Annotated in this window: 11 protein-coding genes; 10 read left to right on the forward strand and 1 reads right to left on the reverse strand. The window is 56.4% G+C overall.

The genetic code is table 11. The features are described 5' to 3' along the window. Positions 1–17: 17 nt before the first annotated feature. Positions 18–1,502 carry a PLP-dependent aminotransferase family protein gene (locus C266_RS12900; RefSeq protein WP_010804248.1) on the reverse strand — a complete coding sequence of 495 codons (1,485 nt, stop codon included), beginning with the start codon at positions 1,500–1,502 and terminating at the stop codon, positions 18–20. Positions 1,503–1,678: 176 nt separating this feature from the next. Between C266_RS12900 and C266_RS12905 the strand changes: the two genes are divergently transcribed. The 10 genes from C266_RS12905 (at position 1,679) to C266_RS12950 (ending at position 14,980) form a co-directional block, all read left to right on the forward strand. Beyond that, positions 1,679–2,992, forward strand: coding sequence for an MFS transporter (locus C266_RS12905; RefSeq protein WP_010804249.1), 1,314 nt, complete (start codon positions 1,679–1,681; stop codon positions 2,990–2,992). Positions 2,993–3,432: 440 nt separating this feature from the next. After that, a complete protein-coding gene (locus tag C266_RS12910; protein WP_010804250.1) occupies positions 3,433–4,527 on the forward strand; it encodes an ABC transporter substrate-binding protein in 1,095 nt (364 codons plus the stop codon). 31 nt (positions 4,528–4,558) lie between these two features. Then, positions 4,559–5,470: a LysR family transcriptional regulator gene (locus tag C266_RS12915; protein WP_036662895.1), complete on the forward strand. Its 912-nt coding sequence runs from the start codon at positions 4,559–4,561 to the stop codon at positions 5,468–5,470. After that, on the forward strand, positions 5,467–6,276 hold the full coding sequence (locus tag C266_RS12920) for an ABC transporter ATP-binding protein (RefSeq protein WP_010804252.1): 810 nt from the start codon (positions 5,467–5,469) through the stop codon (positions 6,274–6,276). Before C266_RS12915 ends, C266_RS12920 begins: the two co-directional genes overlap by 4 nt. Then, positions 6,276–7,070 carry an ABC transporter permease gene (locus C266_RS12925; RefSeq protein ID WP_010804253.1) on the forward strand — a complete coding sequence of 265 codons (795 nt, stop codon included), beginning with the start codon at positions 6,276–6,278 and terminating at the stop codon, positions 7,068–7,070. The genes C266_RS12920 and C266_RS12925 overlap by 1 nt, the downstream gene beginning before the upstream one ends. Before the next feature lie 79 nt (positions 7,071–7,149). Continuing rightward, a complete protein-coding gene (locus C266_RS12930) occupies positions 7,150–8,307 on the forward strand; it encodes a porin (RefSeq protein ID WP_081636272.1) in 1,158 nt (385 codons plus the stop codon). 168 nt (positions 8,308–8,475) lie between these two features. Further along, complete coding sequence (locus C266_RS12935; protein WP_036662848.1) at positions 8,476–9,435, forward strand: isopenicillin N synthase family oxygenase; 960 nt, start codon at positions 8,476–8,478, stop codon at positions 9,433–9,435. Between the two features lie 28 nt (positions 9,436–9,463). Continuing rightward, positions 9,464–10,375 carry an NAD(P)-dependent oxidoreductase gene (locus C266_RS12940; RefSeq protein WP_036662850.1) on the forward strand — a complete coding sequence of 304 codons (912 nt, stop codon included), beginning with the start codon at positions 9,464–9,466 and terminating at the stop codon, positions 10,373–10,375. A gap of 77 nt (positions 10,376–10,452) precedes the next feature. Next, on the forward strand, positions 10,453–11,535 hold the full coding sequence (locus tag C266_RS12945; RefSeq protein WP_010804257.1) for a ketopantoate reductase family protein: 1,083 nt from the start codon (positions 10,453–10,455) through the stop codon (positions 11,533–11,535). A gap of 334 nt (positions 11,536–11,869) precedes the next feature. Beyond that, positions 11,870–14,980 carry a transglycosylase domain-containing protein gene (locus C266_RS12950; RefSeq protein ID WP_010804258.1) on the forward strand — a complete coding sequence of 1,037 codons (3,111 nt, stop codon included), beginning with the start codon at positions 11,870–11,872 and terminating at the stop codon, positions 14,978–14,980. The last annotated feature ends 147 nt before the right edge of the window (positions 14,981–15,127 follow it).

Genomic DNA, 15,127 nt, shown 5'->3' on the forward strand with positions numbered 1-15,127 from the left:
CGTGGGAGGCCGCCTGCCTATCGGTGGGACGGCTTCGAAGCCGTCTCGATGGCCTGGGCAAGCCTCTTCACACCCGGACCGATCGCCTCCATCGACACGCCGCCGAAGCCGAGCACGATCGCGTTTCGGTTCGGCGACGGTGCGTCCGAGACGAGGCGCGGTTTTCCGAGAATCAGCCCCAGACGCGTGGCTTCATCTCGCAAGCGTTGAATCTGGACCTCCTTGCCGAGGCGCCCGAACACGTGCAAGCCCGATTTCGCACTGGAAAGCGTCAGTGCGTCACCGATTTCCTGCTCGATAACGTCACGCATCAACTGCTGCCGGGCAGCGTACTCCACCCGCATGCGCCGGATGTGCTGCGACAGGTGGCCTTCGGAAATGAGGTCTGCAAGTGCGGCTTGCGTGTGGAGTTGGCCAGGGCGATAAATCTCGACACACGCCGCAGAGAAGCTACGGGCCAGATGCTGCGGCACAACCATATAGCTCATGCGCATGCCTGGGAATGTCGCCTTACTGAACGTTCCCATGTAGATGACGTGCCCGTCCGTATCCAACCCCTGAAGGGAAGGCAAGGGCGCGCCGTCATACCGAAACTCGCTGTCGTAGTCATCCTCCAGAATCCAGAGTCCCAGCTTGCGCGCACGCTCCAGAAGCGCCAGACGCCGGCTGAGTGGCATTACGACACCCGTCGGGTATTGATGAGATGGGCTGACTGCTGCTAATCGGGTACGTTTGGACAACTTGCTCGCTCGCAGGTTGGCACCTTGGTCGTCGAGAACGAGCGGATCGACATGCAGCCCTGCGGCGGCAAGCACTGACGGAAATGCCCAGTGACAGGGGTTCTCGACCAGCACGCGATCTCCGACGTCAGTCAACAGGCGCGCGCACAGGTCGATCGACTGGTGCGTTCCCGACGTAATGACGACCTGACTGGGGTCGCAGACGACCGAGCGAGAAATGCCAAGATAGTTGGCAATGGCCTCACGTAACGGCAGATAGCCAGCCCCCTCCATCGCATACCCGGACAACGGCAGATTGGCACGGGCGATGTGTCGCGTTAGCAGCCGCTTCCAGATATGAAAGGGAAACATCGTCGCGTCGGCGACGCCAGGTACGAACGCCCCCGCGTGGTACGGAATGCCGCCAGGGCCTTTGGCCAGCTGCTCTCCGCGCCGGGAAAGCGAGGTCCATGGTTTCGCCGGGGCCGTCTGATCGGGAGCGGTGCGAGGCATCGCCCCTGTCTGCGCCACAAATGTGCCGCTACCGCTCATCGCCGTGAGATACGACTCAGTCACAAGTCGATCGTACGCGAGCGATACGGTGATTCGCGAGATGCCCAACTCCAGCGCCAGCTGGCGAGACGAGGGAATCTTCTGGCCCGGAACGAGTGTGTGATCGAGCACGGCTCGGCGCACGACTTCGTAGATTTGACGCTGCAACGAGTGGACCGAATCGCGCGAAAGGGCGCTCGACAGCAGGTCGGAGAGCAACACTTCTTTCATGGGGAAGTGGACTTAGAACCGGTATTTTGGTGGCTATATAAGTTATAGCCATCGACTGCTATCGTCAACGATAGAAATTCACATTGCCTACGCTTGTGAACCTTTCAAGAGTGCTGGCAACCGGCAGCCCAGCGGCAAACCAACTGATCTGACTGAATAGAAATCAGGGGACGTTAATGAACAAGACAGCAGAGCATCAACCTTTCCGGGCGGCACTTGCCGCATTCTTCGGAACAATGATCGAGTGGTACGACTTTTACTGTTACGGAACCGCCGCAGCCCTTGTGTTTGGCGACGTGTTCTTTGCGACCGGCGATCCATTGATGGGGACGCTTGCGTCCTTGGGGACGTTTGCCGTGGGGTTTGTCGCGCGCCCCTTCGGCGCGCTGATCTTCGGTCACCTGGGCGACAAGATCGGGCGCAAGCGAAGTCTGATCATCACGCTCATACTGATGGGTGCCGCTACGACGCTCATCGGTTTGATTCCGAGCTACCACTCCATAGGCATCAGTGCCGCCGTCATTCTGGTACTGCTGCGTTTGCTGCAAGGTATTGCCGTTGGCGGCGAGTGGGGCGGGGCGGTGCTGATCGCCAGTGAGCACGCTCCGGAGAAATGGCGAACCATCATTGCTTCGGCTCCCCAGTACGGCAGTCCGGTCGGCCTGATTCTCGCAACACTCATTTTCCGAGTGGTGTCGGGCCTGCCGCAATCCGATTACCTGTCCTGGGGTTGGCGCATTCCGTTTCTGATCAGCGGCATTCTGGTCGTGGTTGCGTTCATCATTCGCCGGAACGTCAACGAGAGTCCCGAGCTTGAACGCCGCAAGGCTGAAGGCAAGATCAGCGACGTCGCCCCGGTGCGCCTGGTGTTCCGCACCCACAAGAAAGCACTGTTCCTCGGCATCGCCTTGTGCATGCTGGGCATCTCGGGCTTTTATTTCATCACGACGCTGATGATCACGTTCACGACGACGTATCTGAAGGTCTCCAAGCCGGATATTCTGGACATCATTGCATGGACCGGGGTGGTTGAACTCTTGAGCTTCCCGATAGGCTCGTACATCGCTCATCGGATCGGCGAGCGCAAGTTCCTGATGTTCATCACGGGTGCCGCGATGCTGTGGGCATTGCCGATGATGCAACTTGTGAGTTCCGGCAACATCGGCAATATCTCGGTCGCAATTCTGGTGGCGACGACGTTCATCGGCGGGTACTACGCGGTGCTGTCGGCCTACCTGCCGCGGGCATTCCCGGTCGAGATGCGCTACACGGGTATTTCGCTGAGCTTCCAGCTCTGCGGTGCGATCTTCGGCGGAACGACGCCACTGATCGGCCTATGGGTGGCCAAGACGTTCGGCGCGCAATGGCTGCCGCTGGGCATCATGTTCCTCGTCATCACCGGTGCAACGTTCCTGGGCGCGGTTTTCCTGCCCAATAAGGAAAGCGTACGTTCGGACGAGATGGAGGCAGGGACTCTGCATTCAGCGTAAATCAGGAAACAGAGGTCTTTGGAGAGCCATCGCTTTCGGCGTGTCGTTAGCGTAGGAGACGCCTTCTAACGGCGGGCGTGGGGTTGCAAACATTCCCCGCGGCGTCTCCTCCCATTAGCGCGTTCTCTGCTTGAGTGTTACCGCTGGGCCAATAGCCACCGACGCGAGATGGAGAATCACCTCCTTCGAGCAGCAATTAGCTGTCCCTGCTGTGAAAATGGCCTTCCCCACGACGTGCCTACCATCGGTCGTGGGCAATTCTTCCACCCCTCCCGGTCTGCCCCCTCTGCATCAAACTACTCCCGGATCCGCGCCGGAAGAAGGGCTGCCGTCCGCTGCCAAATGTTCTAATTTCGAGAACACTAATAAAAAAAAACGGCACATTTCCGTTTTTTTTTGCGTGCTACCTTGGTCATACCCACTGACCTTGAGCCACATCAATGTTCAACTCGAAATTTTCTAAACTCCGGAAGTTTGCTTTTGCCACGGCGTGTGTCGCTGTGCTGATGCACGCGGCATCTGCGGCGCCGCTCAAAAAGGTCTCCATTGCCGTCGGCTCTCAAGTTCTAAACGTCACTTATCCGTGGCTGTTGATGCCAAAGGTCTTGGGCTACTGGCAATCCATGGGGTATGACGTTGACATTGTTGGGCTTTCGGGCTCGACACAGGCTCTGCAACAAATGGCGGCCGGTGGCGTTCAGTTTGCGCAACTGAACTCGACCGACCTAATTCGAGCTAACTCTGACCGAAAGCTGTCTGTCCGAGCCGTCATGAATACAGGGGTGATTGACTGGGGACTCGCCGTCCTTGCGAACGGCCCGATCAAAAGCGTTGCTCAATTGAAGGGCAAGCGCATTGGAATAGTCAGCTTGGCGACGGGCGGACTCCCCCTGATGCAGTCACTGCTGGCTGAGAACGGGCTTGACCCGCAGCATGACGTCGAAGTAATTGCCACGGGAGCCGGAGCGCCCGCGTTGGATGCCCTCAAGAGCGGCCGAGTTCAAGCGCTAATGTTCTGGCAAACCGCAATAACGGGTTTCGAGAATTCAGGGGCCTCACTTCACGTGTTCCGAGACCCGTCGTGGCAAAAATTGCCCGACTTCACGCTCACCACAATGGCGACCACTGTGAAGACGGCCCCCGAAACAGTCATCGCGATAGCCAAAGGCGCGGCGATGGCAATCGAGTTCACAAATGCGAATCCAGAGTGCGTTCGCAAGCTTCAATGGAAGCACTTCCCTAGCACCAAGCCGACCGGCGTCGACGAAGCAACTGCCGCCAGGTGGGACGATGCCCTACTGAAAAGCCAACTCGCAAGCATGAACTCCGCCTTCGTCATGAACGGAGCCAAATATATTGGCGCAACCGATCCGGCGGGGATAGATCGCATGCAGCAATTCATGGTTCGCCAAAAGCTTGTCGGATCAGTTGTAACGCCGACGGACATGGTTGTTGACATCCCGAATTTCGTGGCGCGCGTCAACGATTTTGATCACGAGGCAATTAAGGCCGCAGCCCGCAAGTGCGCATTTTAGGCGAAAGCCTTTGGGGGAGGTGGAAAACACCGTGATTATTACGATTCCGTTGAAGTACTTCGCAACGGTTGCGAGAGTTGGATCATTCCGTGGCGCAGCGGAACAACTGTTCGTTGCTGCGTCTGCGGTGAGTCGGCAAGTCGCGCTGTTGGAAGAAGAGTTGGACACGACTTTGTTCGAGCGTAGTCGCGGGCGCAAAACGCTAAAGCTCACTCCTGCGGGCGAGTCGCTGATGAACTACGTCATAGCGCTGGAAAACGAAAGTCGCCGACTGCGATCGAGCATTCAGTCTCTCAAGGGACTCCAGCGAGGAGAGGTTAAGTTAGGAGCGGTTGAGTCATTTTCGCGCACGTTTCTACCTGGTTTTCTCGCCAGCTTCAACGAGAAATACCCAGGAGTGACATATGCCGTGTCAATTCACGCGACTCGCGATCTGGTGTCCCAGGTTATGGACGACACGCTGGATGCGGCGCTTTGTTTCAACCCGGCGCCAACCGTTGGACTAGAGCATCTCGTCGAGGTTGAGTTGAAGGCCGTATTGCTCGTACCGAAAGGACATCCCCTGTTCGAACGAGACTCGGTTCGCATCACGGACTGCGCGGAGTACGGGTTAGTCTGGCCAGATCAATCCATAACCATCAATCAATTTTTGAGCGATACGTTTGCCAAAGCCAATGTCCGCCCTAGGGTGGTTCTGCGGAGCAACTCTTTTGAATTATTAAAAAATTCAGCCGTCAAGGGGCTTGCCTTGGCGGTGGTGAACGAACCGCTGACTATGAGCACAACGGAGATTGACGATTATCGTTATGTGCCGTTTCTGGAGCGGCAAGTGGCAAACCAAAAGATGACATTAAGTGTACGGCGAGGAAGGAATTTGCCGGGGGCATCGATGGCCTTTATCGATATTTTAAAAATTGCGCTCACCAATAGAGAGGAATTGTGAAATCAGGCGATGGTTTTGGTGGCATTGGTAAGGTTCGCACGGCCTTTGCATTTCACGAAATTAACAAGACTTTTAAAAGCAAGGATGGTAGTGAAATTGTTGCCTTGAAAGACGTCAATTATCACGCCGAACCAGGTCAACTCGTATCGGTGGTCGGTCCGAGCGGTTGCGGCAAGAGCACTCTGCTGCGAATTTTGGCCGGCATTGAGCGGGCGACGAGTGGACAAGTGCAAATTGCCGGCCGAGAGAGTGTCGGCCCTTCTAAATTCACCGGCATTGTGTTTCAGGCAGCGGTTCTGCTGCCATGGCGGACGGTTTTGGAGAACGTTCTACTGCCGAGCGAAATTCAGAAAAGGGACCTTGGCGCTGCCCGTCGCTTGGCGCTGGAATACCTGGACCTTGTTGGACTGCGGGGCTTTGCGTCGAAGTATCCCAATGAGCTGTCGGGGGGGATGCAACAGCGGGTTGGAATCGCGCGAGCACTCGTGCATAGCCCAACGCTACTTCTAATGGATGAGCCATTCGGGGCCCTCGATGCAATGACCCGAGAGACAATGAACCTCGAACTTCTACGCATTCGTGAACAAACCGGCGCAGCAATCATGCTAGTGACGCATAGCGTTCCCGAGGCGGTATTTCTTGGTGACAGAGTTGTTGTGATGTCACCTCGGCCAGGCCGAATTACGAAAACCATCGACATTGACCTTCCTCGCCAGAGAGATCTGAAAATGATTAATTCGGAACCCTTTGGCACCTATGTTTCCGACATTAGAGAGCACCTAAATGCCACAGGAGGGATTGATTGATGAATCAAGAAAAGCTCGCCAACAAAAACAATCGCCGGTTGCTATGCTTGATTTTTTTCTTGGCTGTGATCGGAGCGTGGCATTTGGCCGTTCGAGTGGCGGCTCCATCATCGTTGATTTTTCCCGGGCCCGGTGATGTTGTTATGCAATTGTTTTCCCAGATTAACTCCGGAGAGCTAAGCAAGCATCTCGGCGTGACGATGTATGAAATTGTGGCCGGATTCATAATCGGATCGGTTCTTGGCTTCCTCCTCGGGGTGGTAGTCGAAGAAATCGAAATCCTTGAGCTTCTAGTGTACCCATATATCGTTGCATTCCAGACGATGCCCAAGGTTGCGATAGCACCGCTTTTTATCGTTTGGTTTGGCTACGGCGCCACATCAAAGGTTGTTATCACGGCCACTATTGCGTTCTTCCCAGTTCTGGCGAATACGATCGTCGGCCTTAGGTCAATTCCTAAGGATCAGGTGGATTTGATGGTCGCCTACAAAGCAAGTCGATGGCAAGTGTTTAAGCTGGCCCGCTTGCCCAATGCACTTCCATATGTCTTCACCGGTTTGGATGTCGGTATTGTGTTGGCTGTTATTGGCGCAATTGTTGGGGAGTTCGTAGGGGCGCAGAGTGGTTTGGGTTATTTAATTCTTCAGAAAAACTTCTCGATGGATACAGCTGGAGTTTTTGCCATTCTTATAGTGCTCTCCATCATTGGTTTGGTACTGCATTGGATAGTGAGAGTAGTGGCAAAGAAAGCGCTCTTCTGGGTAAATATGTCTAGCAATACCACGGGGGCCTAATCGAAGGATAGTTCGTCTGTCATTCTTTCGAGGCTAGGCGCCGGCAACTCCGGCACCTGAGAAACTTCTGGCAAATTAAATGGTGAAGTCAGTGAATTTAAAATCAAAATATTTAGTATTCCAAAATATCGGATCGGCAATTTTTGCGATCGCGTCATTTTTTGGCGTCCAAGGTGCCGCGATGGCGCAGAGCAGCGTTAGTATTTACGGCCTTATTTCGGCAGGGGTAGGGTACACCTCAAATTCCGGCGGACGAAATCTCGTTTCCGTCATTAATGGGCCGGAACAGTTGCCGAGATTTGGCTTCAAGGGGCGGGAAGATCTGGGCGGAGGAACATCTGCAATATTTACGCTCGAGAACGGCTTCTCAATAACGAATGGAACGCTTGGACAGGGAAATCGAATGTTTGGCCGTCAAGCGTGGGTCGGGTTGGCGAACCAGCGATGGGGGACCTTCACCGTTGGTCGTCAGTATGACGACATGAGTCAGACGTTGTATTGGAGTGAATCGGCCGTTCTGTTTTCTGCTTTTGGCACCCGCATCGGCGATACGGATAACATCTTCAACACTCTGCGCTTTAACAACTCCGTCAAGTACAAGTCAGCTGACTACAACGGTCTGTCGCTGTCAGGTACGTACGCATTTTCTAACGCGACCGAGTTTTCTAACAACAGCGGTTTCAGTTTTGGTGTGAGCTATGTTCATGGCCCTCTGAAAGTGGGCTTGGCCATGGCTCAGTACAACCGGCCAGCATCGGCTAGCAATGCTTCTGCGGCGGTCGATAGTTCGTCATACGGATATTCATCGCCGTTCACGACGAGTCTGAACGGAAGTTCCGTTCAGGTGCAGCGAAGCATCGCTTTGGGGGCGACCTACGACTTCGGGTTTTTGGCAGCGACGTTGGGCTATAGCAACGTGTTGTTCGACTACATCGACTCGACGGGCTTGCGTGTGCAGAACGCGGAGTTGACGCTTACGCATCAGATCACTCCGGCATGGCTCGTCGGAGCGGCATATATCTATACCGTCGGAGACTACTCTTCCAACCCCCAGGTCCATTACAACCAGTTGAACATCGGTACGGTTTATTCACTTAGCAAACGAACAGACCTTTTCTTGGTGGGAATCGGACAATGGGCAGGTGGAGCTGCAAAGTATGCCCAAATTTACTCCACGACAGCATCTGCCACGCGCAATCAATTTGCCGTAACCAGCGGAATTCGGGTCAAATTCTGAAAAATCTAAATCTTAGAATTTCGCAGATCAAAAACGATAGTTTTTTGATGTTTCTCTGCCTGTTAGACTTGATTAATAAATAGCAATAATTAGATTGTTCGCACAAGGATGTGAAAATCTTTGTTTTTTGAACATTCTGTGAGTTTTACAATATTGTTCGGACTGAATATGACTATCACATCAAAAGAGTCGGCTGGCATACCGGTTCTCGATCTTTCGAATTGGCTGGCTGGCGGAGATCCCCGAAATTTAGTTCGTGAACTCTTTAATGCCTGCACAGGAATTGGCTTCTTTTATGTTGCGGGGCACGGAATTTCTCGAGATGTAGTCGACGGAGTATTCAGCAAAACAAAAGAGTACTTTGATCTTCCGGAAGATCTTCGCATGCAGGATAGGGTTGACGAGCGCTTTCGGCGTGGTTATGTGCCGTATGGCATGAATCGACATCAAGGCTTCGACCCTGACTTGAAGGAGAGTTTTGATTTTGCACTTGATCTGCCGCTAACCGACCCCGACGTCGCCGCTGGGCGCCCGTTGCATGGGCCGAACCGATGGCCGGTGCACTTGCCCACACTTCAACCGGCGGCTGAACGTTTTTATGCGGAAGTCTCGGAGCTAGGTTGCCGTCTGCTTCGTCTGTTTGCGCTCAGTCTCGGTGCTGAGGAAGATTTTTTCCTTCAGTGGTTTAAGAAGCCGATGGTCCAAACACGCCTGTTCCACTATCCGCCGCAAATGATGGACGAGTCGAAGGCGCTGGGTGTCGCGCCGCACACTGACTATGGGATGTTGACGCTCCTTGTGCAGGACCCTATCGGCGGCCTTGAGCTTCAAACTCGAGATGGAGAATGGCTTGCCGCACCGTTTATCGAAGACACCTTCGTGGTGAACATCGGCGACATGTTCAAAGTCTGGTCCAACGACTTATTCGTATCTAATATGCATAGAGTCGTGAACCGTACCGGCAAGGAGCGCTATTCTATTCCCACATTCTTTAACCCTGATTTCGACACTCCGGTTGCGTGTCTGCCTCAGTGCCGAAGCGACGAGAATCCAGCCAAATACCCGCCGATTGCAGCCGGTGAATATCTGGTTAAGCGATTTCGAGAAGTCCAGGGGTACAAGGGGTAGGGCTACGAAAGCGATGCTGGAGAATCCGATGAGATATATCGAAGCGAAGGATTACCGTTCCGTAGCCCCCAGAAAAGTGGCATTTATTGGATTGGGGGTGATGGGGGGGGCAATGGCCGCCCACCTTGTTGCAGCGGGGCACCACGTAGTCGTATACAACCGAACTACGTCGAAAGCCATGGATTGGGTTAAGGCGCACGCTACGTCTGGACGTGCGCGGTTGGAGTTCAGTCCGGCATCGGTCGCACGAGGCGCGGATATTGTTATTGCCTGTGTTGGAAACGACAACGATCTGCGTGAAGTTGCTATTGGCTCTGACGGGGCCTTCGATGCAATGCCCGCAGGGGCTGTGTTCGTGGATCATTCGACAGTTTCGGCAACTGTTTCTCGAGAGCTAGCTCAAGTCGCGCAATCGAGGAATTTCGGTTACGTGGATGCGCCGGTGTCGGGGGGAGAGGTGGGGGCGGTAAAAGGCAAGCTGACCATTATGTGTGGAGGCGAAATCGAGCAGGTCTCGTCAATAGAACCCGTCTTGCGAGCTTATGGTGCGATGGTCACCCGCCTTGGGCCCTGCGGGAGTGGCCAAATTGCGAAGATGGTGAACCAAGTCTGCATCGCGGGGTTGGTCCAGGCGCTAAGCGAGGGCATAGCGCTTGGCGAAAAATCCGGGCTTGACATGCCAGCGGTTCTCGCTGTCCTTGCGGGAGGGGCGGCGCATAGCTGGCAAATGGGAAATCGCGGTGAGACGATGATTGCCAGGAAGTTCGATTTCGGATTTGCGGTCGACCACATGCGGAAAGATCTCATGCTAGCCGGGGAGCACGCGAAAACCGTCGGCGCAAGTCTGCCAGTAGCGAGCCTTGTCGACCAATTTTACGCGGATGTTCAGCGTATGGGTGGGGGCCGCTGGGATACGTCAAGTCTCATTGCCCGTCTTTGATCTGAGCTTGCTCGTTGTAAAGCGCATTTAGCGAGGGTGATGAAATGGGAAATAGGTTGCCTGTGCCGCAGTCCCAAATGGGACTGGGTGAAGGGCGAAGTGCGGTAAAGGTGTGCATCTACGGGCTTGGCGCGATTGGTGGTTGGCTTGCGTACAAGTTGGCCAAGGCGAAGTTGCCGGTAGACGTCACGGCTATCGCGCGAGGAAGAATTCTGGAAGCGGTGGGCGATAGCGGCATATCCGTCCAAGATGACAACCGCTTGTCCACGGCTAATGTAAAGGTTTCGGGGGACCCTGCTCTGCTGGGAGAGCAGGACATCGTGCTTCTCACCATCAAGGGGACCGCGCTGCTCGATGTCTCTGAGCACATTCAGCCACTGATTGGCCCTCATACGCTGGTCGTCAGTTGCATGAACGGTATTCCTTGGTGGTTTTCGCAGGTCGGCCCGTTTGCGCAGAATCCAATTCCACTGCCATCAATTGATCCTGACGGGAGCGTGGCGAAGACGATTCCGCCATCTCAATGCCTGGGAATGCTGGTCCACGCAAGTTGTAGCGTGCTCGGTGCGGGGCTCGTTAGACACCATGCGGGGAATCGGGTGGTGCTTGGGGATCCTTCGGATGCCCATTCGGTTCGCGTGCAAGAGGTGGCATCGCTGCTTTCATCTACCGGACTTGATGTCGTTGTTAGCGACGAGGTACATGCGGAGATCCTTTATAAGTTGTGGGGGAATCTGACGTCGGGCCCGATTGCCGTGTTGACGGAGGCAACGCTGGATAGGCAATTAGATTGTCAACTCGTACGCAACTTTTCTCGCCAGGTGATGGACGAAGTTTCTGAAATCGCCAGGCAGCTTGGAATTCCGTTGTCGAGCCTGCCTGAGGAAAAGTTGCGTATGTCTCGTCGTCTGGGTGCCATTACGCCATCGATGCTGCAAGATTCGAAAGCCGGAAAACCCTTAGAGTTAGAGGCTTTTTTTGGCCCTGTCAGAGACCTGGCACGCTTCACTTCCACAGCGACTCCGTTTATCGACGCTTTGGAAGGGCTTCTGAGGCTAACCTCGCGCGCGAACTCTCCTTCTTCCTCAAACACTGGTAAACCCGCTAAGGAAACACGGGGCTCTCGTCGTGTGAGAGAAAAATATTCTCACGGCGTTTAACTTACGCTTGTTGATGGCCGCTCCCGTCCGGAACCGCACTATTTATGTTTTTCACAGCAAGACAGCCAGTAATCGGGAATCGTCGTGCGAACCCGTTTGCGGCGAGGCGGATGCTTGCTACGCTGCTCGTGCACCAGGCGCACTGCGCGTTCCCGGACTTCCGGGGAAAACTTGCTCGATTTCTTGTTCATGGCTCCATTCTCTCAAGAGTTGGAGCCTCCGAGAAATCCGGGGCGATTCAGAGACGATGCGCGGGAAACTCCGCATGGCGGTTTATCAGGGAAATATGCTCGACTAACGTTGGCATGGCTCGTGCCGCCCGGAAGACCCCATCATGGATCGGCGTCTGACTCAAGTACCGCTTCGCGCTGCTGCCACCACATCTTCTGTGCGGTGGATCAAGTGGCTGCTACTCGCCGGTTTTCTGATCCTCCTTGCAATCGCGGCGCAACTTCTTCGGATCGAAATCGAAACCTCGCGGTTGCAGGCGCGCTACCTGTCCGAACTGGGACGTGACATCCACTTTGAAGTTTCCGACGGCCCAAGCGACGCCTCGCGATTCCCGGTAGACGGCGGTCCGTACGACATGCGTCTCGGCTACGCATCGTTGCCCACCTTCGAGCGGCGTCTGGCCGACCGCGGCTTTTCCGTCACGGCGCAGGCGCGCGAATCACCCGTGATGATGTCAATGGCGGACCACGGGCTGTTTCTGCCGTACGAGGAAAAGGATCAGGCCGGACTGCAACTGTTCGATGCAACGGGAATACCACTCTATAGCGCACGCTACCCAGAGCGGATCTACCGCCGCTTCGAGGCAATTCCGCCACTGATCGTCAACGCGTTGCTATTCATCGAGGACCGCAATCTGCTTGACGCAGATCAGCCGAGCCGCAACCCGGCAATCGACTGGGGCCGTTTCAGTCGTGCGCTGTACGACCAGGGCGTGCGCATGTTCGTCAGGAGCCAGCCGAGCCCGGGCGGCAGCACCCTCGCTACCCAAATCGAAAAGTTCCGTCATTCGCCCGGCGGCCGCACCGCGACGCCGCCCGAAAAATTGCGGCAAATCGCGTCTGCATCCGTGCGCGCCTATCTCGGCGGCCCGATGACGCTACCGGCGCGCGAGCAGATCGTCGTCAGCTATCTGAACACGGTGCCGCTTGCCGCGCAGCCCGGCATTGGCGAAATCGCGGGCATCGGCGACGGTCTCGCGCTCTGGTACGGACGCGACTTCGATGACGTGAACCGCCTGCTGTCGGCACCTATGCGCACCGACACACTCGGTGCGCAGGCGGTCGCGTTCAAACAAGCGCTGTCGCTGATCATTGCGCAGCGCGCGCCGTCATATTTCCTGCGCAGGAACAACACCGCACTCGAACAACTGACGAACAGCTATGTGCGGTTGCTTGCGACCAACGGGATCATCTCGACGTCGCTGCGCGATGCCGCACTCATGCTCCATCTTGAACTCAAGCACATGAGTCCGATGCATCCTGAAGCATCGTTTGTCACGCGCAAGGCAGTGACTGCGCTGCGCGCGGATTTGCTCAATACGCTCGGCGTGGCGAGCTTCTACGATCTCGACCGCCTAGACCTCTCCGTACAGGCGACACTTGACGCCCCGGTGCAGCAGGCGGTTAGCGAAAGGCTCGCGCTTGCCACCACCCCCGAAGGGGCGAAGGCGGCAGGCCTGTATGGCTTCGAGATGCTGCGCCCGCATGACGATCCGTCGCGAATCGCCTTCAGCTTCACGCTGTTTGAGCGGAGCGACGGCGCGAATCTAGTGCGCGTGCAGACCGATAGCGTGAACCAGCCGTTCGACGTCAACCAGGGCGCGCGTCTGAATCTCGGTTCGACGGCCAAGCTACGCACACTGATCACGTATCTGCAAATCGTTTCGGAACTGCATGCCCGCTACGCGCCGATGCGCACGGATGATCTGCGCCACGTCAGACCCGACAGGCAGGACGTGCTGACACGCTGGGCGCTCGATTATCTGTCGCACACGCCGGATCGCTCGCTGCGCGCAATGCTCAACGCCGCCGTCGAACGCAAGTATTCCGCGAGCACTGGTGAGACATTTTTTACGGGTGGCGGTGCGCAAACGTTCACCAATTTCGAAGCCACGGATAACGGCAGCATCCTCACCGTGCATCGAGCGTTCCAGCATTCGGTGAATTTGGTGTTCGTGCGCCTGATGCGCGATATCGTGCGCTACGAGATGATCCAGACTGCGGGGCCGTCATCGCAATGGCTCGGCGACCCGGTCGTGCGCGGGAAGTATCTCGTGCGGTTTGCCGATCAGGAAAGCCGCGTCTACGAACATCGCTTCTATGCGAAATACCACGGCATGACGCCCGACGAGGCGCTGGCGACGCTGCTGCGCGACGTGCGCAAGTCGCCGCCGAAGATTGCGACGGTCTTGCGCAGCGTCGCGCCCGACGCATCCGAGACGTGGTTCGACGCGCAGATGCGCGCCACGCTGAAGGGCACGCCAGCGGCGTTGCTAACGCCCGAGGATCTCGCAAAGCTCTACGCGAAGTACGGCATCGACAGATTCAACCTGAACGATCGAGGTTATATCGCAAGCGTGCATCCGCTCGAGCTTTGGACGGTTAACTACCTGCGCGATCATCCGGAGGCGACGGAAGCGGACGTGCAAACCGCCAGCCGCGATGCACGCGTCGCGGCGTACTCGTGGCTTTTCAAAACGCGCTATCACGCGACGCAGGATCGCCGGATCAGGTACATGGTGGAGTTGCAGGCGTATGAAGAAATCGGCGCATCGTGGCGCGCGCTCGGTTATCCCTTTGCGGCGATCACGCCGTCGTATGCAGCGGCGATTGGCGCGTCGGGGGACCGGCCCGCCGCGCTCGCGCAACTGATCGGGGTCGTCGCGAGCGGCGGCATAGCGGTGCCAACCCGAAACCTCACCGCGCTTGACTTCGCGAAGAACACGCCCTACGAGACGCATTTCGCGCCCGCGCCCGGGGGAGGGCAGACGGCGCTGTCGCCCGAGATCGTCGAGGCGGTGCACGGATTGTTGCGCGACGTCGTCCTTGGCGGCACGGCGAAGCGGCTGGCGGAGGGCATGCCGGCCTCGCACGCTCGCGTCCTGGATGTCTACGGCAAGACGGGGACTGGCGATCAGCGCTTCAACGTATTCTCGCGGGGGCGCCGACTGATCGAATCGCGCAAGGTTAATCGGACGGCAACCTTCGTCTTCGGGATCGGCAATCGCTTTTTTGGCGCGCTTACCGCCTATGTGCACGAGCCGTATGCGGCACGCTACGACTTTACGAGTGCGATGGCGGTGCAGTTGTTGAAGTCGCTGGCGCCGGTGCTTCAGCCGTTGCTTGACGCGGATGCGTCTCAGGTTTCAAACCGATCTTCCGATAGATCCACGGGGGAGGAGGTGGTGGTGGGCACGAGGTCATCGCGACAATAGCCTTCGGCGCCCCACGGTTGAGTTGAATTTCCCGACGCCGACAAGCCGGTGAGCCATAGCACAGCGCCGTCGTGGCCGTAGTGATCGCGACGGTCGGCGGCTGTGAACGCATGTGCGGTTACGCTCAGGTTGTGAGGATTAGATGGC

It is taken from the genome of Pandoraea sp. SD6-2, assembly GCF_000389825.1.
Classification (GTDB): Bacteria; Pseudomonadota; Gammaproteobacteria; order Burkholderiales; family Burkholderiaceae; genus Pandoraea; species Pandoraea communis.